Here is a 24519-nt window from a genome sequence, read left to right as displayed (position 1 = left end):
AGCCATGTATGTGAATCAGGGATGTGTATGCGAACAGCGACCGCGTTTATACCCACCCCCTTGCCAGTCAGCGTCAGCGGCCGTATCGGACTGACCCAGGCCCATCTCACCGAGGCGGCCGTCGGCGCGGTCTTCGCCGTCGCGCTCGGCGCCGGACTGCTCGGCGTCCTCGGCGCCGGGGCACTCGGTCCCCGGCTCGGCCGCGCCCTGCCCGTCGGCGCCGGTACGGTCCTGATCGCCGGGTGCATCGTGGTCAGCGCCTCCGCCACCGACCTGCCCGCCTTCGCGCGCGGGCGGCGAGATCGCCTGGAACGCCTGCTACCCGATCGTCCTGTCGTATCTGATCGGCCTCGCCGCCTCCCTCGACCCGCGCGGCCGCTGGGCGGTGTTCGCCGGCTCGGCGTCCTCGCTGGGCACGGCCGCGGGCCCGCTGGCCGGCAGTCTGCTCTCCGCGCAGGCCGGCTTCCCGGCCATGGGCGCGATCCTGGCGGCCGGACTGCTGTTGATCGCCGTACCGCTGACGGTGGTCGCCCTGCGGGCGGGCCGCCGGCCGCTGCCCGTGGTCGAGATCCCCGTGGAGAGTCCCACCCCGCGGACGACGACGGCCGCATAGATCCTGCGGAACGACGGCCGCGTAGAACCCACGGAACGGCAGCCGTCCAGGGCCCGCGGACGGCTGCCGCCTAGAACTCGTACGCCTCGACCTCCGCGAGGTAGCGCGCCCTGAGCTCCTCGTCGTCCTCCAGGAAGGAGGCGAGGAAGGAGTTGCGCGCCAGCCGGCGCAGGGCGTCGTCGGTGAGGTGCAGCTCCCGGCGTACGGCCGTGTAGTTGTCGCCCGCGTAGCCGCCGAAGTAGGCGGGGTCGTCGGAGTTCACCGTGCACAGCAGGCCCGCGTCCAGCATCGCGGGCAGCGGGTGCTCGGCGAGCGCGTCGACCGCGCACAGCCGGACGTTGGACAGCGGGCACAGCGTCAGCGGGACACGGTCCCGGACCAGGCGTGCCACCAGAGCCGGGTCCTCCATGCAGCGCAGCCCGTGGTCGACGCGCTCCACGCCGAGCACGTCCAGCGCCTCGGTGATGTACTCCGGCGGGCCCTCCTCGCCCGCGTGCGCGACCCGGCGCAGCCCGAGCGCGGCGGCCGCCTCGTACACCGCGCGGAACTTCACCGGCGGATGGCCGACCTCGGCCGAGTCCAGCCCCACGCCGGTGATCAGGTGCAGATAGGGCTTCGCCTCGTCCAGCGTCCGCAGCGCGGACTCGGCGGACTCGTCGCGCAGGAAGCACATGATCAGCCGGGTGGAGACGCCGTGCTCGTCCTGGCTGCGCTCCAGCCCCCGCCACAGCCCCTCGACGACCGTGCCCATGGACACGCCGCGCGCGAGGTGGGCCTGCGGGTCGAAGAAGATCTCCGCGTGCCGCACGCCCTGCGCGGCGGCGCGCGCGAGATAGGCGTCGGCGAGGTCGGCGAAGTCCCGCTCGGTGCGCAGGACCGCCATCATCTCGTAGTACAGGTCCAGGAAGGTCTGGAGGTCGTCGAACCGGTACGCCTCACGGAGCGCGTCCGTGTCGGCGTACGGCAGTGTCACGCCGTTGCGCGCGGCCAGCTCGAAGGCCAGCTCCGGCTCCAGCGTGCCTTCGATATGGAGGTGCAGTTCCGCTTTGGGGAGGGGCATTACGGCATCGTACGGCCGCCTCACCGTCGTTTCGGAACCGCCACGGCTAGCGGCGCTTGGGCAGGGGCACCCGCAGCAGATCGTGCGCCACGGTCAGCTCGCCCTCGAACCCGGCCGAGCGCGCCTGGCGCTCGAACTCTCCCCCGGGGTCGGAGTAGCGCTGGCTGAAGTGGGTGAGCACGAGATGCCGTACGCCGGCTTCCCGGGCCACCCGCGCGGCCTGGCCGGCGGTCAGATGGCCGTGGTCCACGGCGAGTTGCCCGTCCTCGTCGAGGAACGTCGACTCGATGACCAGCATGTCGCAGTCCTCGGCGAGCGCGAACGCCCCGTCGCACAGCCTGGTGTCCATGACGAACGCGAACCGCTGTCCGCGCCGCACCTCGCTGACCTCCTCCAGCGGCAGGCCGTTCAGCACCCCGTCGCGCTGGATACGGCTCACGTCCGGGCCCTTGATACCGTGCGCGGCCAGCCGTTCGGGCAGCATGCGGCGGCCGTCGGGCTCGATCAGGCGGTAGCCGAAGGACTCCACGGGGTGGGAGAGCAGGCGGGCCTCCAGCCGGTAGCCGGGCGTCTCGGCGATGACGCCGTCCCGCGCCACCGGAGCCTCGGTGAGCCGGACCGTCTCGCGGTAGGCGGTGGAGTGCCGGAGCCGGTCGAAGAAGTGGCGGCCGGACTCCGGGAAATGGGCGGTGACCTCGTGCGGCACCTGGTCGAGGTTGATGCGCTGGATCACCCCGGCCAGACCCAGCGAGTGGTCGCCGTGGAAGTGGGTGACGCAGATCCGGTTCAGGTCGTGCGCGGCCACCCCGGCGTGCAGCATCTGGCGCTGGGTGCCCTCGCCGGGATCGAACAGCAGGCCCTCGCCGTCCCAGCGCAGGAAGTAGCCGTTGTGGTTGCGATGCCTGGTCGGGACCTGGCTGGCGGTGCCCAGCACCACCAATTCACGGACGGACACGGTGACTTATCCCGGGGGCCACTGCATGCCGCGGCCGCCCAGGACGTGGGCGTGGGCGTGCCACACCGTCTGGCCCGCGCCGCTGCCCGTGTTGAAGACGATGCGGTAGCTGTCCAGCTTCTCCTCGTCCGCGACGGACCGGGCCTCGCGCAGGACGTCCGCGGCGATCGCCGGTTCCGCGGCGGCCAGTTCGGCGGCGTCGGCGTAGTGGACCTTGGGGATCACCAGGACGTGGGTGGGGGCCTGGGGGTTTATGTCGCGGAAGGCGACCGTGGTGTCCGTCTCGCGCACGATCGTCGCGGGGATGTGCTTCGCGATGATCTTGCAGAACAGGCAGTCTTCCTGAGCTTCGCCCGCCATGCGGCTCCCTCCGGGGTAGGGCGGTTGACGTGACGCATCGTATCGTCGTCGTCCGCGGGTTCGTCGTCGTTGATCGCGCCCACGCGGCGGAGCCGCGCACCGGCCCGGCCCCGCGCCCCTACGGGCTGTCCGGCGAACCCTGGTCACCCACGGTCGGCGGCGTTTTCGGCGGCTGGGTCTCCAGGGCTGCCAGGGCCAGTCGGATCGCCTCGTCGAGCTGGGTGTCCCTGCCCGCCGCCCAGTCCTGCGGGCGCTGGACCACCTCCACGTCCGGGTCCACACCGTGGTTCTCCACGCCCCAGCCGTAACCCTCCAGCCAGAAGGCGTACTTGGGCTGGGTGATGAGCGTGCCGTCCACCAGGCGGTAGCGGCTGTCGATGCCGATGACCCCGCCCCAGGTGCGTACGCCGACGACCGGGCCGAGGCCTAGCGCCTTGATCGCGGCGTTGACGATGTCGCCGTCGGAGCCGGAGAACTCGTTGGCCACGGCGACCACCGGGCCGCGCGGGGCGTCCTGGGGGTAGCTGTAGGGCCGCATGCCGCGGGGGACGGCCCAGCCGACGATGCGGCGGGCGAGCTTCTCCACGACGAGCTGGGAGGTGTGGCCGCCGCGGTTCTCGCGCAGGTCGACGACGAGTCCCTCGCGGCCCACCTCCACCCGCAGGTCACGGTGGATCTGCGCCCAGCCGGGGGCCTGCATGTCGGGGACGTGGAGGTAGCCGAGCCGGCCGCCGGAGACCCGGTGGACATGGGCCCGCCGGTCGGCGACCCAGGCGTGGTAGCGCAGGGGCTCCTCGTCGGCCAGGGGGACCACCACGGCGTGGCGGGGGTCGCCGCCGCCCGAGGGGGCGATGGTCAGTTCCACCGGCCGGTCCGCCATGCCCACGAGGAGGGGGGCGGGGCCGGTCACCGGGTCCACCGGCGTTCCCGCCACCGCGACGACGGCGTCTCCGGGACGCACGGCCACGCCCGGGGCGGCCAGCGGGGAGCGGGCCTCGGGGTCCGAGGTCTCGGTGGGCAGGACGCGGTCCACCCGCCAGGTGCCGTCCTCGTGGCGGGAGAGGTCCGCGCCCAGCAGGCCCTGCCGGTCGCCGCCGCCGTGGCCGCCGCCCGGGACGACGTAGGCGTGGGAGGTGCCCAGTTCGCCGTGCACCTCCCACAGCAGGTCGACGAGGTCGTCGTGGGTGGCGACACGGTCCAGGAGGGGGCGGTAGCGGTCCAGGACGGCGTCCCAGTCGACGCCGTTCATGTCGGCGCGCCAGAAGTGGTCACGCATGATGCGGCCGGTCTCGTCGAACATCTGGCGCCACTCGGCGGCCGGGTCGATCATGCGGCGGACCCGGCCGAGGTCGACGGTGATGTTGGAGTCGCTGTCGGCGTCGGAGGAGGCCCGCCGGTCGCTGGGGACGACCTTGAGGTGCCCGTCGGTCCACAGCAGGACCCGCTTGCCGTCGCCGCTGACCGCGAAGTGGTCGGCGTCGGCGGCGAGATGCTCGACGCGCTGCTCGGCGAGGTCGTAGCGCTCCAGCTCGGTGTGCGGGTCGGGCGCGTCGGGCGTGGCCCGGGAGACGCCGAGGACACCGCGCACGGGGTGGCGCAGCCACAGGACGCCGTCCTTGGCGGCGCGCAGGTTGGAGTAGCGGGCGGCCTCCACCGGGAAGGGCACGATGCGGTCGGCGAGGCCGTCGAGGTCGATGCGGGTGGCGGGGGTGCCCTCGCTGTCGGGGGTCTCGTCCTTGTCGGACACCTCGAAGGGGCGGCCGTGCCGCTGGGGGCCGAACGGTGAGGGCGTGGTCGCGGCGAGGGTGATCAGGTGCGGGCGCGAACCGGTGACGAAGGCCAGGTCGAAGACGTGCTCGTCGTAGACCGGGTCGAAGGAGCGGGTGGACAGGAAGGCGAGGTGCCTGCCGTCCAGGGTGAAGGCGGGCGCGTAGTCCTGGAAGCGCAGCGGGGTCGCCTCGGTGACCGTCAGGTCGGTGGTGTTGGCGAGCTTGAGCTGGCTGAGCGGGTGCGGGCCGGGGTGGGACCAGGCGAGCCAGCCGGAGTCGGGCGAGAAGGCGAGGCCGGACACGTCGCCGTGCTCGCTGCGGTCGAGCTCGCGGACCTCGCCGCTCTCGCGTTCCACGAGCAGCACGCGTCCGTCGTGCGCGGCGACCGCGGCACGGGTGCCGTCCGGGGCCATGGCGAGGCCCAGGACCCGGCCCAGCCGGCCGGCCGCGATACGCCGCGGGGTGGTGCCGGGGGCGGGGCCGGTGGCGGGCGCGAACTCCAGGGCGTCCTCGCCCTCCGCGTCCGTCACCCACACCGCCCATTCCTCGCCCTCGACGCGGAAGGTGCGCGGCAGCCGGGCGCGGACGCCGGGTTCGGCGGCCAGGGCACGGGTGGGGCCCGAGCGGTGGGTGACCCAGTGGACCGCGCCGCGTACGCTCACCGCGCTGCCGCGGGCGCTGTGGTCGGGGGCGGCGGAGCCGAACCAGCGCCCCGCGTCGACCGTGTGGGGCTGCCGGTCGGTGCGCTGACCGCCGAGCCGGATGTCCAGGCGGCGCGGCTCGGCGCCCTCCAGGTCGTCCAGGAGCCACAGTTCGCCCGCGCAGGCGTAGACGACGCGGTGGCCGTCGCTCGTCGCGTGCCGGGCGTAGAAGCCGTCGACGGGGGTGTGGCGGCGCAGGTCGGAGCCGTCGGCGAGGGAGGAGTACAGCGCGCCGGTGCCCTCGTGGTCGGAGAGGAACGCGAGGCGCTCGCCCACCCAGCAGGGGTGCTCGATGTTGCCGTCGAGGTCCTCGTGCAGCCGGACGAACTCGCCGCTGTCGTCGCGGTCGATCCACAACTTGCCGGCGGTGCCGCCCCGGTAGCGCTTCCACCAGGCCGCCTCGCGGCCCATCGGCGCGGACAGCAGCACGGTGGCCGGGCCGAACGCCGCATCGCCGACGGGGCCGTACGGCAGGATTTCGGCCGGGCCGCCGTCGAGCGGGACGGCCCGTGCCCAGGTGCGGCGCAGGGTGGCCTGGCCGTGGGTGCTGAGCGCCAGGACCCGGCCGTCCGGGGTCCAGCCTCGCACCTGGGTCTTCGTGCTGCCCCAGTACGTCAGCCGCCGGGCGGGTCCGCCGTCGGCCGGGGCGACGTGCACCTCGGGGGCGCCGTCGCGGTTGGAGGTCCAGGCGACGGTGGTGCCGTCGGGCGATATGCGGGGCATGCTCACCGGCATGTTGTCGGCGCTGACCCGCCACGCCCGGCCGCCGTCGAGCGGCGCGATCCAGACGTCGTCCTCGGCGGTGAAGGCGACCGACTCGCCGTGCAGGTGCGGGAAGCGGAGGTAGGCCGACGGGGCGGAGTCTGCGGTCTGCGTCACGCGATCAAGCGTATGCAGCGGGGGCGTCCGGGGCTGGCGGTTTGGATCACTTGGTCTTTTCCCGGGGCCTACTTGCCCTGAACCGGGCGGCACTGCGGGTAGTTGTCGCACCAGACGGTCTGGGTGACGGTCACCGTGACGGCGGGACCGGGCGCCTGGCCCGAGGGCGGGGTGGGAGCGGCGTCGCAGTCGCCGAGCCCGTTCACGCGGAACACCTGCCGGCCGTCGATCCTCGCGGTCAGATCGCCGCGCACGCACGCCCCGTCGACTGCGCGGGTCACCCTGCCGTCGACCGTGATGTCCTTGCCGTCGCCGGTCTCGCCCTCGCAGTGGACGGTGGCCACGTCGTCCTGTGTCGCGGAGGGCGAGGCGCTGTCACCGCCGTCCACCTCGGCCGTGCAGTTGAGCCGGCGCACGTCCGCCTGCTGCCGCTCCAGCTCGCGGGTGGCCAGCTGGTCGGTGGTGAACGAGACCGTGGCCGAGCTCAGGCCCGCCGGGTCGCACGCCGCCACCCCGCCCGCGGTGATCACCGCCAGCGCCAGCGCGGCCGCGCCCCGCTCGATCCGCCGCCGTCGCCCGCCCTGCCAAATGCGTCGCAATGCCCCCATGGAGGACAGCTTGCCACTGCCCCGCCTGTCGCGGTAGTGCGCATACGGCCACGCGTGCACGGTCATCCGCGCAGCAGCAGCCACTCCTGAAGCTCCACCAGATTGCCCTCGGGGTCCTTGAGATGGGCCACGCGCATCCGGTCGGTCATCGGGGCCGGGCCGTGCAGGAGTTCGGCGCCACGCCCGGTGACCTGCTCGCAGTACGCGTCGAGGTCGTCCACCCGCAGCACCACCAGGGACCGGTGCCCGCTCGCCGCGTCGCCCAGTTCGCCCAGCACCTCGGCCATCATCGCCCGGTCCTGGAGCGCGATGCCCGCGGAGCCGGTGGCGGGGCTGAACTTCTCGTACGGCCCCTCGGCCGCGCCCGACTGGGGCTTGAGGCCGAGGACGTCGGCGTAGAAGCGGTAGCAGTCGGCGAAGTCGGTCACCAGCAGCCGCACCTGGGCGAGTTCCATGGTGTTCCCTCCGTCCTCAGGACCAGCGGCCCGTCCGGCCCAGCAGCAGGGCCGCCGCCGCGGTCCCGGCGGTCGATGTCCGCAACACCGTACGCCCGAGGACGTACGGCTTCGCGCCCGCTTCCGCGAAGAGCGCCAACTCCTCCGGGGACACACCCCCTTCGGGGCCGACGACCAGCACGATCTCGCCCTCGGTGGGCAGTTCGGCGGTGGCGAGGCGTTCCTCGCCGCTCTCGTGGAGCACGGCGGCGAAGTCGGCTTTGGCGAGAAGTGCCGCAACCTGCTTGCTCGTCGCCGCGTCCGCGACCTCGGGGAAGCGCACCCGGCGGGACTGCTTGCCCGCTTCACGGGCGGTGGCCCGCCACTTGGCGAGCGCCTTCAGCCCGCGGTCGCCCTTCCACTGCGTGATGCAGCGGGAGGCGGCCCACGGCACGATCGCGTCGACGCCGGTCTCCGTCATGGTCTCCACGGCGAGTTCACCGCGGTCGCCCTTGGGCAGCGCCTGCACGACGGTGATCCGGGGCTGCTCCACCGGCTCCTGGCGTACGGGGGCGAGCTCCACCACCAGCCGGTCCTTGCCCTCGGCGGCCTTCACCACGCCCTCGGCCCAGCGTCCGAACCCGTCGGTGAGCACCACGTCCTCGCCGGACCGCAGCCGCTTCACCGAGACCGCGTGCCGTCCCTCGGGGCCGTCGAGCACGAACTCGCGTCCCGCGCCGTCGAGCCGGTCGACCACGAACACCGGAGCCGTCATCAGAGCGCACCTCCTTGGGCCGGAAGGTCCGACAACGCTGTCCGGGCCGCCGCGAGTTCCCCTGCCAGGACCTCCACCAGCCGCCCGGCGGGCAGCTCCCGCGCCATGCGGTGGCCCTGTCCCGCCCACAGCGACATCGCCTGGGCGTCGCCCGCCTTCGCGGCCGCCTTGCGCAGCGGGGCGGTGAGGTGGTGGACGTCGGGGTAGGCGGCGGGGGCGTAGGGGCCGTGCTCGCGCACGAAGCGGTTCACCAGGCCGCGGGCCGGGCGCCCGGAGAACGCCCGGGTGAGCTCGGTGCGTACGTAGAGGGGGTCGGTGAGCGCCTGTTTGTGCAGGACGTGCGCGCCGGACTCGGGGGTGGCGAGGAACGCGGTGCCGAGCTGGGCGGCGCTCGCGCCCACCGCGAGCAGGGCGGCGATCTGGCTGCCCCGCATGATGCCGCCGGCGGCGACGATCGGCAGGGCGACGGCCTCGCGGACCTGCGCGACGAGGGACAGCAGGCCCGTTCCGGCCCGCTCCGCCCCGGGCAGGTCGCGGTGGGTGCCCTGGTGGCCGCCGGCCTCCACGCCCTGCGCGATCACCGCGTCGGCGCCGGCCCGCTCCACCGCGAGGGCCTCCTCGACGGTGGTCGCGGTGACGAGCGTGAGGGTGCCGACGCGGCGCAGGGCCACCAGGGCCTCCGGGGTGGGCACGCCGAAGTGGAAGGAGACCGCCGGGACCGGGTTGTCCAGCAGGACGGCCAGCTTGGTGTCGTAGCCGTCGTCGCGGCCGCTGTCGGGGTCGCCCAGCTCGGTCTCGTACCAGGCGGCCTCGCCGGCGAGCTGGTGGGCGTAGACGTCGACCGCGGCGGGGTCGGGGTGTTCGAGAACCGGCATGAAGAGGTTCACGCCGAAGGGGCGGGAGGTCAGTCCGCGCAGCTGCTTGATCTCCTGGTACATGCCGTCCACCGTCTTGTACCCGGCGGCCAGGAACCCGAGCCCTCCGGCGTCGGACACGGCGGCGGCGAGCTGCGGCACGGAGATGCCGCCCGCCATCGGGGCCTGCACGATCGGAAGCGGGAGGAGATCGGTCAGCGCGGAGGACATGCCCGCATGTTGTCACGTCCTTCGAACAAGTCCGAATCGGGACTTCCGGGAGGCATAGACCTTTGGCACGGGTGGCTTTCGCGTGTTCGTGAAAGCCACCCGAGCCGTACGGAGGGGCCGTCCGGCGCCTGTGGGCCGGCCTTCGTTGAAGGCATCCTTCGACCGCGAGAACGGCCCCCGCTGGCCGGGCTGACCGCACCCACCCGGGGCCAACCCCCGGACCCCCGGACAGCCGGCCCCACACACCTCAGCGACCGTTGAAAGCATCCTTCAACCGCGAGAACAGCCCTTGCTGGCCGGGCTGACCGCACCCACCCGGGGCCAACCCCCGGACCCCCGACAGCCAGCCCCACACACCTCAGCGACCGTTGAAAGCATCCTTCAACCGCGAGAACAGCCCTTGCTGACCGGGCTGAAACTGTCCCTGGGGGCGTTCCTCGCCGCGCAGCTTGGCCAGCTCGCGCAGCAGGCGCTCCTGCTCCGGGTCGAGCTTGCTCGGGGTCTGGACCTCGACGTGGACGATGAGGTCGCCGCGCCCGCCGCCGCGCAGGTGGGTGACGCCCCGGTTGTGCAGCGGGATCGACTGGCCGGACTGGGTGCCGGGCCGGATGTCGACCTCCTCCATGCCGTCGAGCGTCTCCAGCGGCACCTTGGTGCCCAGGGACGCCGCGGTCATCGGGATGGTCACCGTGCAGTGCAGGTCGTCGCCGCGCCGCTGGAAGGTCGAGTGCGGCAGCTCGTGGATCTCGACGTAGAGGTCACCGGCCGGACCGCCGCCGGGGCCGACCTCGCCCTCGCCGGCGAGCTGGATACGGGTGCCGTTGTCGACACCGGCCGGGATCTTCACGGTCAGGGTCCGGCGGGAGCGGACCCGGCCGTCGCCGGCGCACTCCGGGCACGGCGTCGGCACGACGGTGCCGAAGCCCTGGCACTGCGGGCAGGGCCGCGAGGTCATGACCTGGCCCAGGAAGGACCGGGTGACCTGGGAGACCTCACCGCGGCCGCGGCACATGTCGCAGGTCTGCGCGGAGGTGCCCGGCGCCGCGCCCTCACCGCTGCAGGTGGTGCAGACGATGGCCGTGTCGACCTGGATGTCCTTGGTCGTGCCGAAGGCGGCCTCGTCGAGCTCGACCTCGATCCGGATCATCGCGTCCTGGCCGCGCCGGGTGCGCGAACGCGGGCCGCGCTGGGACGCCGTACCGAAGAAGGCGTCCATGATGTCCGAGAAGTTGCCGAAGCCACCCGCGCCGAAGCCGCCCGCGCCGGCCCCGCCGGACTGCGAGAGCGGGTCGCCGCCGAGGTCGTAGACCTGCTTCTTCTGCGGGTCCGACAGCACCTCGTAAGCGGCGTTGATCTCCTTGAACCGCTCCTGGGTCTTCGGGTCCGGGTTGACGTCCGGGTGCAGCTCGCGCGCGAGCCGCCGGAAGGCCTTCTTGATCTCATCCTGCGACGCGTCGCGGCGCACGCCGAGAACGGCGTAGTAGTCCGTGGCCACTTACGACTCCGCCAGGATCTGTCCGACGTACCGTGCCACTGCGCGTACCGCTCCCATCGTTCCCGGGTAATCCATGCGGGTCGGGCCGACCACGCCGAGCTTGGCGACTGCCTCGCCGCCCGAACCGTAGCCCACCGACACCACCGACGTGGAGTTGAGTCCCTCGTAGGCGTTCTCGTGACCGATGCGCACGGTCATGCCCGAATCCCCCGCCTCGCCCAGGAGCTTGAGGAGCACGACCTGCTCCTCCAGGGCCTCCAGGACGGGGCGGATGGTGAGGGGGAAGTCATGTCCGAAGCGGGTCAGATTGGCGGTGCCGCCGATCATCAGCCGCTCCTCGGTCTGTTCGACGAGCGTCTCCAGGAGGGTGGAGAGGACCGTCTGGACCGTGCCGCGGTCCTCCGGTTCGAAGGCCTCCGGAAGATCCTGCACCAGCGGCGGCACATCCGTGAAGCGCCGGCCCGCCACCCGGCTGTTCAGCCGCGCGCGCAGATCCGCGAGCGAGGACTCGCCGAACGGCGCCGGGCAGTCGACCATCCGCTGCTCGACCCGGCCGGTGTCGGTGATCAGCACCAGCATCACCCGGGCCGGTGCCATCGACAGCAGCTCGACGTGCCGGACCGTGGACCGGGTCAGCGAGGGGTACTGCACGACGGCCACCTGCCGGGTGAGCTGCGCGAGCAGCCGCACCGTGCGGGCCACGACGTCGTCGAGGTCGACGGCGCCGTCGAGGAAGTTCTGGATCGCCCGCTTCTCGGGCGCGGTGAGCGGCTTGACCTCGGCGAGCTTGTCGACGAAGAGCCGGTAGCCCTTGTCGGTCGGGATCCGCCCGGCGCTGGTGTGCGGCTGCGCGATGAAGCCCTCGTCCTCCAGGGCCGCCATGTCGTTGCGCACGGTCGCCGGGGAGACGCCCAGGTTGTGGCGCTCGGTGAGGGCCTTGGAACCGACCGGCTCCTCGGTGCCGACGTAGTCCTGGACGATGGCGCGCAGCACCTGGAGCCTTCGTTCACTGAGCATCGCGCACACCTCCAGCAGTCGTCACCCTGGCGCTCGGTCCCTCTGGTTTCCCCGCCTGGCACTCGGAACATACGAGTGCCAGCCTCCCCGGCCCAGTGTACGGCCGTCGGGTGGCCCCCCGGCAAGACAGGTCCCGTACGACCGTGCCCCGCGCGAGGGTCACCGTTAGCGTCGCGGTATGACGGTGACTTGGGAAGAGCTGGGGTGGGAGCGGCTGGCCGCGGGGGTGGGCCGGTGCCGCCTCCCGGTGTGGGACTGCACGGCGGGGCTGGTCCTCGGCGAGGGCGCCGCGCTGCTGATCGACGCGGGTTCGAGCCTGTCCGAAGGGAATCTGCTGGGGACACAGGCGCAGTGGCTGTCCGGCCACGGTGTGACCCATATCGCGCTCACCCACCCCCACTTCGACCACGTCTTCGGCGCGGCGGCGCTCCCGGACGCGGAGGTCTTCGGCGCGGTGGGCGTGGACGGGGCGCTGACCGGAACCCGCGCGGGCGAGGAGCTGCGCGCGGACGCGGTCCGCAACGGTCTGGACGCGCGGACGGCTCAAGAGGCCTCGGCCGCGCTGACCGCGCCCCGCCATCATGTCTCCGGCGAATGGACCCTGGACCTGGGCGGCGGCCGCCAGGTCCTGCTGGCCAACGTCGGCCCCGGCCACACGGCCCACGATCTCGCGGTCCTGGTCCCCGGCTCCCCCGAGGTCGTCTTCTGCGGCGACCTGGTCGAGGAGTCCGGCGATCCGCAGGCGGGCCCGGACGCGGTGCCCTCCCGCTGGCCCGACGCGCTGGACCGGCTTCTCGCCCTGGGCGGCGCGGACGCGCTGTACGTCCCCGGTCACGGGGCGGTGGTGGACGCCGCCTTCGTCCGGCGGCAGCGGGACGAGCTGGCGCGACGATTCGGCGTGTCGCCCTGACGGGGCCGGAGCTTCTCCTATCGTCATCCGAATGCGCCCACCCGTCTCCCGCCCCCGCCCTTCCGACGAGGGTCCTTCGGGCCCGCGCCCTCGGGTGTACTCCGCCGACCTGACCCCTCCGTGGAAGAGGCCCCGGCCGGTTCCCGAGGTCCCGGCCGAGCCCGGCCTGGTGGTCGAGGAGCCCGGCACCGGCTTCTGCGGCGCGGTGATCCGCTGCGAGGCGGGCACGGTGACCCTGGAGGACCGCTTCGGCAAGCACCGGGTGTTCCCGCTGGAGCCGCGCGGCTTCCTGCTGGAGGGGCGGGTGGTGACGCTCGTACGCCCGTCCTCCGCTCCCGTACGCGCCGCCCGTACCGCGTCCGGTTCGGTGGCCGTCCCCGGTGCCCGCGCGCGGGTGGCCCGCGCCGGGCGGATCTACGTCGAGGGCCGCCACGACGCCGAGCTCGTCGAGAAGGTCTGGGGCGACGACCTGCGCGTCGAGGGCGTGGTCGTGGAGTACCTGGAGGGCGTGGACGACCTGCCGGCGATCGTCGCGGAGTTCGCCCCCGGCCCGGACGCCCGTCTCGGTGTGCTGGTGGACCACCTGGTGCCGGGCTCGAAGGAGTGGCGCATCGCGCGGGAGGTCACCAGCGAGCACGCGCTGGTGGTGGGCCATCCCTACATCGACATCTGGGAGGCCGTGAAGCCGTCGTCGCTGGGGATTCCGCGGTGGCCCGGCGTCCCGCGCGGGCAGGACTGGAAGACGGGCGTGTGCCGGGCCCTGGGGTGGCCCTCGGACAACACGGGCGCGGTGTGGCAGGCGATCCTGAAGCGGGTGGGGTCCTACCGGGACCTGGAGCCTGAGCTGCTGGGGCGGGTGGAGGAGCTGATCGACTTCGTCACGCACGGCGGTGAGGCCTGACGCGCTCGTCGGCGGTCCCACGCTCGTCCACGGCGGTCGTCTCCGTGGCCCTCCGACCGTCACGTGCTTCTGGCGGCAGCCTACGAACCGGGGCAGAGGCGAACCCCGGTTCCGGGGCGATTCACCCGCCGGGGTGATCAGTCCACCAGGTCCCGCACGACGGCGTCCGCGAGCAGCCGTCCTCGCAGGGTCAGGACCGCCCGGCCCTCGTCGTACGGCCCCTGCTGGAGCAGTCCGCCGGACAGGGCGCGGCGGGCCGCGCCCAGGCCGTCCTCCTTCAGCAGGTCCAGGGGGGCGCCCTCGCGCAGACGCAGCTCCAGGAGGATGCGCTCGACCCTGCGGTCCTCGTCGCTCAGCAGCTCGCGGCCGGCTCCCGGTGAGCGGCCTTCGGCCAGCGCCGCGGCGTACGCCCCCGGGTGCTTGACGTTCCACCAGCGCACGCCGCCCACATGGGAGTGCGCGCCGGGGCCCGCGCCCCACCAGTCGGCGCCGCGCCAGTAGAGCTCGTTGTGCAGACAGCGGGCGGCTTCGGAGGTGGCCCAGTTGGAGACCTCGTACCAGTCGAAGCCCGCCTCCGAGAGCACCTGCTCGGCGATGAGGTAGCGGTCGGCGTGGACGTCGTCGTCGGTCGTCGGGACCTCGCCGCGCCGGATGCGCCGGGCGAGCTGGGTGCCCTCCTCGACGATCAGGGCGTAGGCCGAGACATGGTCCGGGCCCGCCCCGAGGGCCGCCTCCAGCGAGGCCCGCCAGTCGTCGTCGGACTCGCCCGGGGTGCCGTAGATCAGGTCGAGGTTGACGTGCTCGAAGCCCGCCTGTCGCGCCTCCGCGACGCATGCCTCGGGCCGGCCGGGGGTGTGGGTACGGTCCAGGACCTTCAGCACGTGCTGCCGGGCGCTCTGCATGCCGAAGGAGACCCGGTTGAAGCCGCCCTCGCGCAGGGCGCTCAGATAGGCGGGGTCCACCGACTCCGGGTTGGCCTCCGTGGTGACCTCGGCGTCGGGTGCCAGGCCGAACTCGTCGCGGATCGCCCCCAGCATCCGTACGAGATCGTCGGCGGCCAGCAGGGTCGGCGTACCGCCGCCGACGAAGACCGTACGGACCTCTCGCGGGTCGTCGCCGAGCACCTTGCGGGCGAGCCGGATCTCGTCGATCAGGGTCTCGGCGTAGTTGTCGCGGGAGGCGAGCACTCCGCCGGTGCCACGCAGCTCGGTCGCGGTGTAGGTGTTGAAGTCGCAGTAGCCGCAGCGGGTCGCGCAGTACGGGACGTGCAGGTAGAAGCCGAGGGGCCGGTCGGCGGACCCGGCGAGCGCGGACGCGGGCAGCGCACCGTCGGCGGGGAAGGGCTCGCCGTCGGGAAGTGCGGAGGGCATGTCCTCCAGTGTCCCCCATGGCCGGGCCGGCTCGGTTCCGAGCGGTCGGGGCCGGGTTCGGGGCCCGGCAACCGTGCGGGTCCGGGGCTGGTCCAGGGCTCGTCCGGGGCTGGTCGGGGCTCGTCCAGGGCTGGTCAGGGCTGACCCGCGGCTGACCCGCGGCTCGTCCGGGGGGCCTGAGGCCGGTCTCAGGTCCGGGCCTGTTCGGCCTGGAGGACCAGCAGCGCCAGGTCGTCCTCCGGCGGCTGGTCCCCGAAGGCGTGGACCAGCCGGCGGATGCGTTCCGCGATCAGCTCGGCCTCCAGGCCCGCGCAGCCGGCGAGTGCGGTCGCCAGGCCGTCGCCGTCGTCGAACTGGCGTGAGCCGTCGCGCCGCTCGGTGACCCCGTCGGTGACGCACAGCAGGCTGTCGCCGGGCCGCAGCGCGAAGATCTGGCTGGTGTACCTCTCGTCCTCGATGACCCCGAGCAGGGTCTGCGGCCGCGCCACCGTACGGACACCGCCGTCCGAACCGAGCAGCAGCGGCAGCGGGTGCCCGGCGGAGGCCAGGGTGCAGCGGACGCCGCCGTCGAAGGGGACGAGCTCGCCGAACAGGAGCGACAGGAAGCGGGTCTGGGGTCCGTCCCCGGGCGCGGACGGGCCCACCAGGGCGCGTGCGGCGGCGTCGGCGACCTCGGTGGCGTCGTCGAGGAGCAGCTGGTTGAGGCGGTCCAGGACGTCGGCGACGCGGTAGCCCTCGCGGGCCAGCAGCCGCAGCCAGGGCCGGGCCAGGCCGATGACGACGGCGGCCTCGGGGCCCTTGCCCTGGACGTCGCCGACGGCGAAGCACCAGCGTCCGTCGCCGGCCGGGAAGAGGTCGTAGAAGTCGCCGCTGGGGCCGCCCTTGTCGCACGGCTCGTAGACCAGCGCGCTGCGCACCCCGGGGATGTGGGCGACCGCGCCGGGCAGCAGGCCGCGCTGGAGCACGGCGCTGATGGTGGCCTGGCGGGCGTACTGCCGGGCCGCGCCGATCGCGAGCGCGACCCGGCGGGCCAGATCCTCGACCAGCCCGGTGATCTCGTCCGGGAAGCGCCGGATTCCGGCGCGGCCGATGACGAGCGTGCCCAGCGGGCGTCCGCCGGCGATCAGCCGGTAGGCGAGCGCCGAGCCGTGCGGGGCGCCGGGCGCGAGGGCTGCGGCGGGCCAGGGGTGGCCGACGGGCCCCGACCGCAGGCCGTCGGGCGGGCGGGGCGGTTCCTTCTCCAGGACGCGGCGCAGCTCCTCGATCCGCTCCTCGCAGCCGTGCCAGACCCGCCCGAGCCGCGCTCCGGGCGCCCCGCCGCCCTCGCTCCAGCCGCGCCCGGTGACCTCGTCCTCCAGCCAGATCGCGCACCAGTCGGCGAGGCGCGGCACGATCAGCTGCCCGGTCAGCGCGGCCACCAGGTCCTCGTCGAGCTGTCCGGCGAGCAGATCGGATGCCTCGGCGAGGAAGGACAGCGCGCCGCGGCCGAGCCAGTCGCCGTCGTGGTCCTCGCGCGCGACCTCGGGGGCGAACAGGGTGACGGCGTCCAGGGCGCTGTCCGGATCGGGCTCGCAGCCGCCCGCGTCCTCGGCACCGAGCCGCGCCCAGACGGTCTTGGCCCCTCGGCGATAGGTGACGCCCCAGCTCTCGGCGAGCCCCGCGACGAGCCTCAGTCCGCGCCCGTACTCCTGGCCGTCCCCGGGGACGTCGGCGGGTGGCCGGGCCGGGTGGCGGTCGCTGACCTCGACGACGAGGGCCGCGCTGTCGGGCTCCAGCCGGCAGGCCAGCTCGACGTCCGTCCCGGCGTGCACCACGGCGTTGGTGACCAGCTCGCTGACCACGACCAGGGCGTCACCGGCCAGCCGCTCGCCGAGCAGGTCGGCCCCCGGCACGCCGAGCTCCGTCCACTGACGGAACGCGCCGCGCGCCAGCCCCCGCGCGGCCGCGGGCGCGAGCGGTCCCCCGCTCACCGTCGTACGGAAGCGGGGGTCACCGGGCCGTGCGGACGCAGGGGGAACGGTCTCCCGTTGCACCGGAATGGCCCCCATGGACGTCTCCCGAGCAGTAGGACGAATGCACATCTGTCGCCCGCCACAGTGACAGAAAGACCCCGCCCATAAGCAACGAGTCACCGATTCACGCCGCCCCGACCAATATCCGTGCTACGGTGCCAGACCCTCAAAACGGACACAGAGCACCACGCAACACCACCCCAAGGCGGCGCGGGCAACTACGCAACGCCTCGAAGGGGCACGAGGAACGGCGCAACGCCTTGAAGGGCGCGGGGAACGGCGCAACGTCTTGAAGGGGCGCGGGGAACGGCGCAACACCTCACAGAGACGCCGGGAACTGCACAGCCCAGCGACGCCGCAACGCCCCAAAAAAGGGGCGCGGGGAACTGCGCGACAAGCCACAACGCACACCGCACCCACCGAACAGCCCCCGCCAACCCCACCCTCCGCGCAACACCCCGCCGCGGTTACGCCTCCCGCGCCCCCACGTACATCTCCTCCAACAGATGCGAGTACTCCCGCTCCACCACCGGCCGCTTCAGCTTCAGACTCGGCGTGATCTCACCGTGCTCCACATCGAGGTCCCGCGGCAGCAGCCGGAACTTCTTGATGGTCTGCCAGCGCTGCAGCCCCGAGTTGAGCTGCTGGATGTACCCCTCGACCATCTCCACCGTGGCCGGCGCCACCACGATCTCGGCGTACGACTTGCCCTTCAGCCCGTTGTCCTCGGCCCACCCGGTGATCGCGGCCTCGTCGAGCGCGATGAGCGCGGTGCAGAAGTTCCGGTCGGCCCCGTGGACGAGGATATTGGAGACGAACGGGCAGACCGCCTTGAACTGCCCCTCGATCTCCGTCGGCGCGACGTACTTGCCGCCGGAGGTCTTGAAGAGGTCCTTCTTGCGGTCGGTGATACGCAGATAGCCGTCGGGGGACAGCTCACCGATGTCGCCGGTGTGGAACCAGCCGTCCGCCTCCAGCACCTCCGCGGTCTTCTCCGGCAGCCCGTGGTAGCCCTCCATGACACCGGGACCGCGCAGCAGGATCTCGCCGTCGTCGGCGATCCGCACCTCGCAGCCGGGCAGCGGCTTGCCGACCGTGCCGGTGCGGTAGGCCTCGCCGGGGTTGACGAAGGACGCGGCGGAGGTCTCGGTGAGGCCGTAGCCCTCCAGGATGTGGATGCCGGCGCCCGCGAAGAAGTAGCCGATCTCGGGCGCGAGGGCGACCGAGCCGGAGATGCAGGCGCGCAGCCGGCCACCGAAGGCCTCGCGCAGCTTGGCGTAGACGAGCGTGTCGGCGACCTTGTGCTTGGCGGCGAGGCCGAAGGGCGCCTTCGCGGTGCCGGTGCGGCGGAAGTTGTCCTGGGTGACCTTGGCGTACTCGCGGGCGACCTCGGCCGCCCACTGGAAGATCTTGTACTTGGCGGCGCCCCCCGCCCGGGCCTTGGCGGCGACGCCGTTGTAGACCTTCTCGAAGATGCGGGGCACGGCCGCCATGTAGGTCGGCTGGACGATCGGCAGATTCTCGATGATCTTGTCGACCCGGCCGTCGACGGCGGTGACGTGGCCGACCTCGATCTGGCCGGAGGTGAGCACCTTGCCGAAGACATGGGCGAGCGGCAGCCACAGGTAGTGCACGTCGTCCGGGCCGAGCAGGCCGGTCGCGGCGATGGCCTTGGCCATGTACGACCAGTTGTCGTGCGGCAGGCGTACACCCTTGGGGCGGCCGGTGGTGCCGGAGGTGTAGATGAGGGTGGCAAGCTGGTCGGCGGTGATCGCCGCGACCCGCTCCTTGATCAGCCCGGGGTCCTGCTCCAGCCGGGCGGCGCCGCGGCTCTCCAGGTCGGCGAGGGAGAGCACCCCGTCGCCGGTCTCCACGCCCTCGGTGTCGATCACCACGACATGGGTGAGCTCGGGCAGGTCGCCGCGCTTCTCCTGGGTCTTGGCGAGCTGCTCGGCGTTCTCCGCGATCAGCACCCGGCTGCCGGAGTCGGCGAGGATGAACGCGGCCTCGTCGGCGTTGGTCTGCGGGTAGATGGTGGTGGTCGCGGCTCCGGCGCACATGATGCCGAGGTCGGCGATCAGCCACTCGATGCGGGTGGCGGCGGCGAGGGCGACGCGCTGCTCGGGCTGCACGCCGAGCTCGATGAGACCGGCCGCGACGGCGTAGACCCGTTCGGCGGCCTGCGCCCAGCTCAGGGACTTCCACTCGTCCGGGCCCTGCCCGGCGGTGGACGGCACCGGGTAGCGGTACGCCTCGGCATCGGGCGTGGCGGCCACGCGTTCCAGGAAGAGAGCCGCGACGGACGGCGGACGGTTCTCGATCAGAATCTGTGTGTCGCTCACGACATCCTCCGGGGCCCGCGACAATGCGGCTGGCTCAGGGCGGCTAGCGCCAACACTGCGGCTTGGTTCTCACTCACGAGTCCTTGTTTAACTCGCGAGTAACTATCGAGCAGGGACAGGTTAGAGCCCGATCGGCTCCCGCGTAAGGGTGTGCGGCCTGTCACTTCCTACAGACACGTACCCGCCGGTCGGTCGGACACGAACGTCTCGGTCCCGCGAAGACGTGCCCGACGCTCCGGCGACGACGTGCCTGGTCGTCCCGCGAAGACGTACCCGGTTGTCCCGCGAAGACGTACCTGATCGTCCCGCGAAGACGTACCCGGTGACCTTGCCCGAGGCGCGCTCCGACGCGCGTGAGGCCCGCCGTACTTTCGTACGACGGGCCTCCCGATGCCGGCGTCCGCCCAGCCCGGCGGCCGTGACCGCCGGTTACTTCTTGGGCTTGCCCGACCCCGCGCTGTCATCGCTGGAGAGAACCGCGATGAAGGCCTCCTGCGGCACCTCCACGGAACCCACCATCTTCATCCGCTTCTTGCCTTCCTTCTGCTTCTCCAGCAGCTTCCGCTTACGGGAGATGTCACCGCCGTAACACTTGGCGAGGACGTCCTTGCGGATGGCGCGGATGGTCTCGCGGGCGATGACCCGCGAGCCGATGGCGGCCTGGATGGGCACCTCGAAGGCCTGCCGCGGGATCAGCTCGCGCAGCTTGGCGACGAGCCGCACCCCGTACGCGTACGCGGCGTCCTTGTGGGTGATCGCCGAGAAGGCGTCCACCTTGTCGCCGTGCAGCAGGATGTCGACCTTGACCAGGCTGGAGGTCTGCTCGCCGGTGGGCTCGTAGTCCAGCGACGCGTAACCACGCGTCTTCGACTTCAGCTGGTCGAAGAAGTCGAAGACGATCTCGGCGAGCGGCAGGGTGTAGCGGATCTCCACCCGGTCCTCGGAGAGGTAGTCCATGCCGAGCAGGGTGCCGCGCCGGGTCTGGCACAGCTCCATGATCGAGCCGATGAACTCGGTCGGGGCGAGGATCGTGGCGCGTACGACGGGCTCGTACACCTCGTTGATCTTGCCCTCGGGGAACTCGCTCGGGTTGGTGACGATGTGCTCGGTGCCGTCCTCCATGACCACGCGGTAGACCACGTTGGGCGCGGTGGCGATCAGATCGAGGCCGAACTCGCGCTCCAGCCGCTCCCGGATCACGTCGAGGTGCAGCAGGCCGAGGAAGCCGACCCGGAAGCCGAAGCCGAGCGCGGCGGAGGTCTCCGGCTCGTAGACCAGCGCGGCGTCGTTGAGCTGGAGCTTGTCCAGCGCCTCGCGCAGCTCGGGGTAGTCCGAGCCGTCCAGCGGATACAGACCGGAGAAGACCATCGGCTTCGGGTCCTTGTACCCGCCGAGGGCCTCGGTCGCGCCCTTGGCCTGGCTGGTGACGGTGTCACCGACCTTGGACTGGCGGACGTCCTTCACACCCGTGATGAGGTAGCCCACCTCACCGACACCGAGGCCGTCGGCGGGCAGCATCTCGGGCGAGTTGGTGCCGATCTCCAGCAGCTCGTGGGTCGCGCCGGTCGACATCATCCGGATCCGCTCACGCTTGTTGAGCTGACCGTCGATGACACGGACGTACGTGACCACGCCCCGGTAGGAGTCGTAGACCGAGTCGAAGATCATCGCGCGGGCGGGGGCGTCCTTGACGCCGACCGGCGCAGGGATCTCGGCGACGACCTTGTCGAGCAGGGCGTCGACGCCGAGGCCGGTCTTGGCGGACACCTTGAGCACGTCGCTCGGGTCGCAGCCGACCAGGTTGGCCAGTTCCTCGGCGAACTTCTCGGGCTGCGCGGCCGGCAGGTCGATCTTGTTGAGCACCGGGATGATCGTGAGGTCGTTCTCCATCGCCAGGTAGAGGTTGGCGAGGGTCTGCGCCTCGATGCCCTGGGCGGCGTCGACGAGGAGGACGGTCCCCTCACAGGCGGCGAGCGACCGTGAGACCTCGTAGGTGAAGTCGACGTGCCCGGGGGTGTCGATCATGTTGAGGATGTGCGTGTGACTCTTGTCGTGGGTGGGAGCCCACGGCAGACGCACGGCCTGGGACTTGATCGTGATGCCGCGCTCGCGCTCGATGTCCATCCGGTCGAGGTACTGAGCGCGCATCTGCCGCTGCTCGACCACACCGGTCAGCTGGAGCATCCGGTCGGCGAGTGTGGACTTGCCGTGGTCGATGTGCGCGATGATGCAGAAGTTGCGGATCAGAGCCGGGTCGGTACGGCTTGGCTCGGGCACATTGTTAGGGGTCGCGGGCACGCAGGGTCCTGTCTCTTGAGGCGCCTTGTGCCTCGGGTCGGATCGATACGTAGCCTCCATGGTCCCATGGGCGGCGACCGGCGGCTGGTTTGGGCTGGCCGCGAGACCACTGGTAGCCTGGGTGGCTGTGTCTCATGCCCTCTCAGCACGAGGCACGTCATCAAAAATCACTCGGTACGGGATCCGGAATCACTCCTGGTCCTGTGCCTGAACCTGAAAAGGCTCATTCGTGGCGAACATCAAGTCCCAGATCAAGCGGATCAAGACCAACGAGAAGGCGCGACTGCGCAACAAGTCCGTCAAGTCTTCCCTGAAGACCGCGATCCGCAAGGCCCGCGAGGCTGCCGCCGCGGGTGACGTCGAGAAGGCCACCGAGTACCAGCGCGCCGCTGCGCGTCAGCTCGACAAGGCCGTCTCCAAGGGCGTCATCCACAAGAACCAGGCCGCCAACAAGAAGTCGGCGCTTGCTTCCAAGGTCGAGTCCCTCAAGGGCTGAACCCTTCTGATCTGACGGATCTCCGACCTGTCTCGGAGATCCCTTCGCCGGAAGGACCCAGGGCGGGCCCTCTCTATCCGCCCCCGACCGGCACCCCGGAGCGGCGCGCGGCCTGCGTTCGCCACGCGGGCGCTGCTCCTTCTAGCTCGAACCCGCTTGATCCGAAGGCCCCGGCCTTCCGCCCTTCCCCAGGGCGGGAGTCGGGGCCTTCGGCGTGAGATCGGCGCCTACGGTGAGGATCTGGGGATCTGGGGATCTGGGCTTTCGGCGCGAGCGGGGTGGGCCTTTCGGCACGGGGGCGCGTGCGGCTCGGCTCGGCTGGGCTGGGCTCGGCTGGGCTGGGCTGGGCTGGGCTGGGCTGGGCTGGGCTGGGCTGGGCTGGGCTGGGCTGGGCTGGTGGGGCTACCGGCGGGGCGGCCGGCGCTCACATCCAGAACTGGTCGTTCTCCTCCATGTCCGCCACACACTCGTCGAGGTCGCTGATCTTCTCTCCGACGATCCGGAAGATGATGCCGCCCATCTGGTCGATGTGCTTGCCGTTCCGGTCCGCGGTGGCGTGGTGCACGGACATGACGTGCCCACGGCCGTCCACGAACAGGTTGCGCAGCTCGACCTTGAACGTGCCGCCCGTCTCCGAGTACAGCCGGGCGTAGTAGTCGTTGAGGACCGCGTCGATCCCCTTGTAGTCCCCGGAGAGCGGGTTGGAGCCGGGTACGTGGTGCGTACAGTCCCCGGTCATCATCCCGCGCAGTGCGTCCATGTCCCCGCGCTGGAAGGCCTCGTAACCCTCGCGGACGAGCTTGGCGTGCGAGTGCTCGGTCATGGCGATCGCCACCTTTCCGTGTCCGCCGACAGACGGCTGACACGGTCGATTCTCCTCCCCCGCGCGGCTACCGTCCTCTGGAGCGGGCGGCCCGCGCGATGGCCACGACCGCCTTCTCCAGGGCGTACTCCGGGTCGTCCCCGCCGCCCTTCACACCCGCGTCCGCCTCGGCCACCGCCCGCAGCGCGACGGCCACGCCGTCCGGGGTCCACCCCCGCATCTGCTGCCGCACCCGGTCGATCTTCCACGGCGGCATGCCCAGCTCCCGCGCGAGATCGGCGGGCCGGCCGCCCCGGGCGGAGGACAGCTTGCCGATGGCCCGCACCCCCTGCGCCAGCGCGCTGGTGATCATCACCGGGGCCACGCCGGTGGCCAGCGACCACCGCAGCGCCTCCAACGCCTCGGCCGCCCGCCCCTCCACGGCCCGGTCCGCGACGGTGAAGCTCGATGCCTCGGCCCGCCCGGTGTAGTACCGCCCGACCACCGCCTCGTCGATGGTCCCCTCCACATCGGCGACCAACTGCGACACGGCGGAGGCCAGCTCCCGCAGATCACTGCCGATGGAGTCGACCAGCGCCTGACAGGCCTCGGGCGTGACGGACCGCCCCTTCGCCCGGAACTCCTGCCGCACGAAGGCCAGCCGGTCGGCCGGCTTGGTCATCTTGGGGCAGGCCACCTCACGCGCCCCGGCCTTGCGCGCCGCGTCCAGCAGACCCTTGCCCTTGGCGCCGCCCGCGTGCAGCAGCACCAGCGTGATCTCCTCGGCGGGCGCCCCGAGGTAGGACTTCACGTCCTTGATCGTGTCGGCGGACAGATCCTGCGCGTTGCGCACGACCACGACCTTGCGCTCCGCGAACAGCGACGGACTGGTCAGCTCCGCCAACGTCCCCGGCTGCAACTGGTCCGGGCTCAGATCCCGCACATCCGTGTCCGCGTCGGAGGCCCTGGCAGCGGCCACCACCTCCTGCACGGCACGATCGAGCAGCAACTCCTCCTGCCCCACGGCAAGCGTCAGCGGGGCAAGCGGATCATCATTCGCAGCATTCCTGGCCATCGCGCCAAGCATCCCATGACCCACTGACAACGGGGACGGAGAGCGGAGGACGGAGAGCGGGCGGGGAGAGCGGGGGCAGGGCCGGGGGCCCCGACGCGGAGGGCGAAGGCGGAGGTCGGGGGTGGGTCCTGGAGGTCGGGGGTGGGGGCGGGGGCGGGGGCGGGGCCGGGGGGTGGGCCCTGACGCGGAGGTCGGGGGTGGAGATCGCGCGGGGAGGGGGCCTGACCCGGAGGTCGGGGCTGGGGGCGGCGGCCGAGGCCCTCACGCGGAGGCCGGGACCTGGGCCCGGAGGTCGGATCCCGGCACGCCCGGGCTGCGTGGGTGGGCCCTGACGCGGAGGTCGTGGCCGGGGACGGCAGACGAGGCCCTCACGCGGAGGCCGGGGCCGGGGGACGGCGGCCGAGGCCTTCACCGGGAGGTCGGGGCCGGGGCCCGGAGGCCGGATCCCGGCACGGCCGGGCTGCGCGGGTGGGCCCTGACGCGGAGGTCGTGGCCGGGGACGGCAGACGAGGCCCTCACGCGGAGGCCGGGGCCGGGGGACGGCGGCCGAGGCCTTCACCGG

Annotated in this window: 19 protein-coding genes and 1 pseudogene; 4 read left to right on the top strand and 16 right to left on the bottom strand. The window is 72.4% G+C overall.

From position 1 onward, the window contains the following. Nucleotides 1–72 precede the first annotated feature (72 nt). Nucleotides 73–613: pseudogene (locus tag ABZZ79_RS02085) on the top strand (MFS transporter); the annotation flags it as partial. A gap of 70 nt (nt 614–683) precedes the next feature. Here the strand turns inward: ABZZ79_RS02085 and ABZZ79_RS02080 are convergent. The 10 genes from ABZZ79_RS02080 to hrcA all read right to left on the bottom strand — a co-directional run bounded on the left by ABZZ79_RS02080 (nt 684) and on the right by hrcA (nt 11751). Next, nucleotides 684–1673, bottom strand: a complete 990-nt coding sequence (locus tag ABZZ79_RS02080; RefSeq protein ID WP_356685450.1) for an adenosine deaminase — start codon at nt 1671–1673, stop codon at nt 684–686. Nucleotides 1674–1719: 46 nt separating this feature from the next. Further along, nucleotides 1720–2628: a ribonuclease Z gene (locus tag ABZZ79_RS02075; RefSeq protein WP_356685448.1), complete on the bottom strand. Its 909-nt coding sequence runs from the start codon at nt 2626–2628 to the stop codon at nt 1720–1722. Between the two features lie 6 nt (nt 2629–2634). Beyond that, a complete protein-coding gene (locus tag ABZZ79_RS02070) occupies nt 2635–2988 on the bottom strand; it encodes a histidine triad nucleotide-binding protein (RefSeq protein ID WP_356685447.1) in 354 nt (117 codons plus the stop codon). A 118-nt stretch (nt 2989–3106) separates the two neighbouring features. Next, on the bottom strand, nt 3107–6337 hold the full coding sequence (locus ABZZ79_RS02065) for a S41 family peptidase (protein ID WP_356685445.1): 3231 nt from the start codon (nt 6335–6337) through the stop codon (nt 3107–3109). 68 nt (nt 6338–6405) lie between these two features. Continuing rightward, complete coding sequence (locus ABZZ79_RS02060) at nt 6406–6945, bottom strand: hypothetical protein (protein WP_356685443.1); 540 nt, start codon at nt 6943–6945, stop codon at nt 6406–6408. 62 nt (nt 6946–7007) lie between these two features. Beyond that, nucleotides 7008–7400 carry a VOC family protein gene (locus tag ABZZ79_RS02055; RefSeq protein WP_356685441.1) on the bottom strand — a complete coding sequence of 131 codons (393 nt, stop codon included), beginning with the start codon at nt 7398–7400 and terminating at the stop codon, nt 7008–7010. Nucleotides 7401–7416: 16 nt separating this feature from the next. Further along, a complete protein-coding gene (locus ABZZ79_RS02050) occupies nt 7417–8154 on the bottom strand; it encodes a 16S rRNA (uracil(1498)-N(3))-methyltransferase (protein ID WP_356685439.1) in 738 nt (245 codons plus the stop codon). Further along, nucleotides 8154–9239 (bottom strand): nitronate monooxygenase, encoded by a 1086-nt coding sequence (locus ABZZ79_RS02045; protein ID WP_356685437.1) that lies wholly within the window; start codon nt 9237–9239, stop codon nt 8154–8156. The genes ABZZ79_RS02050 and ABZZ79_RS02045 overlap by 1 nt, the downstream gene beginning before the upstream one ends. A 358-nt stretch (nt 9240–9597) precedes the next feature. Further along, nucleotides 9598–10734 (bottom strand): molecular chaperone DnaJ, encoded by a 1137-nt coding sequence (gene dnaJ, locus ABZZ79_RS02040; protein ID WP_356685435.1) that lies wholly within the window; start codon nt 10732–10734, stop codon nt 9598–9600. Next, nucleotides 10735–11751, bottom strand: a complete 1017-nt coding sequence (gene hrcA / locus ABZZ79_RS02035) for a heat-inducible transcriptional repressor HrcA (RefSeq protein WP_356685433.1) — start codon at nt 11749–11751, stop codon at nt 10735–10737. 178 nt (nt 11752–11929) lie between these two features. On the opposite strand from hrcA, the gene ABZZ79_RS02030 reads away from it, so the two are divergent. Together ABZZ79_RS02030 and ABZZ79_RS02025 are read left to right on the top strand one after the other, a co-directional pair. Continuing rightward, nucleotides 11930–12661, top strand: a complete 732-nt coding sequence (locus tag ABZZ79_RS02030) for an MBL fold metallo-hydrolase (protein ID WP_356685431.1) — start codon at nt 11930–11932, stop codon at nt 12659–12661. A 94-nt stretch (nt 12662–12755) separates the two neighbouring features. Continuing rightward, the gene (locus ABZZ79_RS02025; RefSeq protein WP_356685851.1) at nt 12756–13562 is read left to right on the top strand and encodes a DUF3097 domain-containing protein; all 807 of its coding nucleotides are present in this window, start codon (nt 12756–12758) and stop codon (nt 13560–13562) included. Nucleotides 13563–13699: 137 nt separating this feature from the next. Here the strand turns inward: ABZZ79_RS02025 and hemW are convergent, their stop codons facing one another. The 4 genes from hemW to lepA form a co-directional block, all read right to left on the bottom strand. Continuing rightward, nucleotides 13700–14932 carry a radical SAM family heme chaperone HemW gene (gene hemW, locus ABZZ79_RS02020; protein ID WP_356685429.1) on the bottom strand — a complete coding sequence of 411 codons (1233 nt, stop codon included), beginning with the start codon at nt 14930–14932 and terminating at the stop codon, nt 13700–13702. Between the two features lie 188 nt (nt 14933–15120). Further along, entirely contained in the window at nt 15121–16980 is a 1860-nt protein-coding gene (locus tag ABZZ79_RS02015; RefSeq protein WP_356685427.1) for a SpoIIE family protein phosphatase, read from the bottom strand. Nucleotides 16981–17411: 431 nt separating this feature from the next. Further along, on the bottom strand, nt 17412–19286 hold the full coding sequence (locus tag ABZZ79_RS02010) for a long-chain fatty acid--CoA ligase (protein ID WP_356685425.1): 1875 nt from the start codon (nt 19284–19286) through the stop codon (nt 17412–17414). Nucleotides 19287–19715: 429 nt separating this feature from the next. Beyond that, nucleotides 19716–21584, bottom strand: coding sequence for a translation elongation factor 4 (lepA, locus tag ABZZ79_RS02005; RefSeq protein WP_356685423.1), 1869 nt, complete (start codon nt 21582–21584; stop codon nt 19716–19718). A gap of 229 nt (nt 21585–21813) precedes the next feature. Here lepA and rpsT point away from each other — a divergent pair, with 229 nt between their 5' ends. Beyond that, complete coding sequence (gene rpsT / locus ABZZ79_RS02000; protein ID WP_356685421.1) at nt 21814–22080, top strand: 30S ribosomal protein S20; 267 nt, start codon at nt 21814–21816, stop codon at nt 22078–22080. A gap of 424 nt (nt 22081–22504) precedes the next feature. Here the strand turns inward: rpsT and ABZZ79_RS01995 are convergent, their stop codons facing one another. Both ABZZ79_RS01995 and holA read right to left on the bottom strand, forming a co-directional pair. Continuing rightward, a complete protein-coding gene (locus tag ABZZ79_RS01995; RefSeq protein ID WP_356685419.1) occupies nt 22505–22903 on the bottom strand; it encodes a nuclear transport factor 2 family protein in 399 nt (132 codons plus the stop codon). Between the two features lie 67 nt (nt 22904–22970). After that, on the bottom strand, nt 22971–23957 hold the full coding sequence (holA, locus tag ABZZ79_RS01990; protein ID WP_356685417.1) for a DNA polymerase III subunit delta: 987 nt from the start codon (nt 23955–23957) through the stop codon (nt 22971–22973). Between the last annotated feature and the right edge of the window lie 562 nt (nt 23958–24519).

The organism is Streptomyces sp. NPDC006458 (genome assembly GCF_040612135.1).
In the GTDB taxonomy this organism is placed as follows: Bacteria; Actinomycetota; Actinomycetes; order Streptomycetales; family Streptomycetaceae; genus Streptomyces.
Note: the sequence above shows the minus strand (reverse complement) of the source record. Positions and strands in the feature narration are given on the sequence as shown.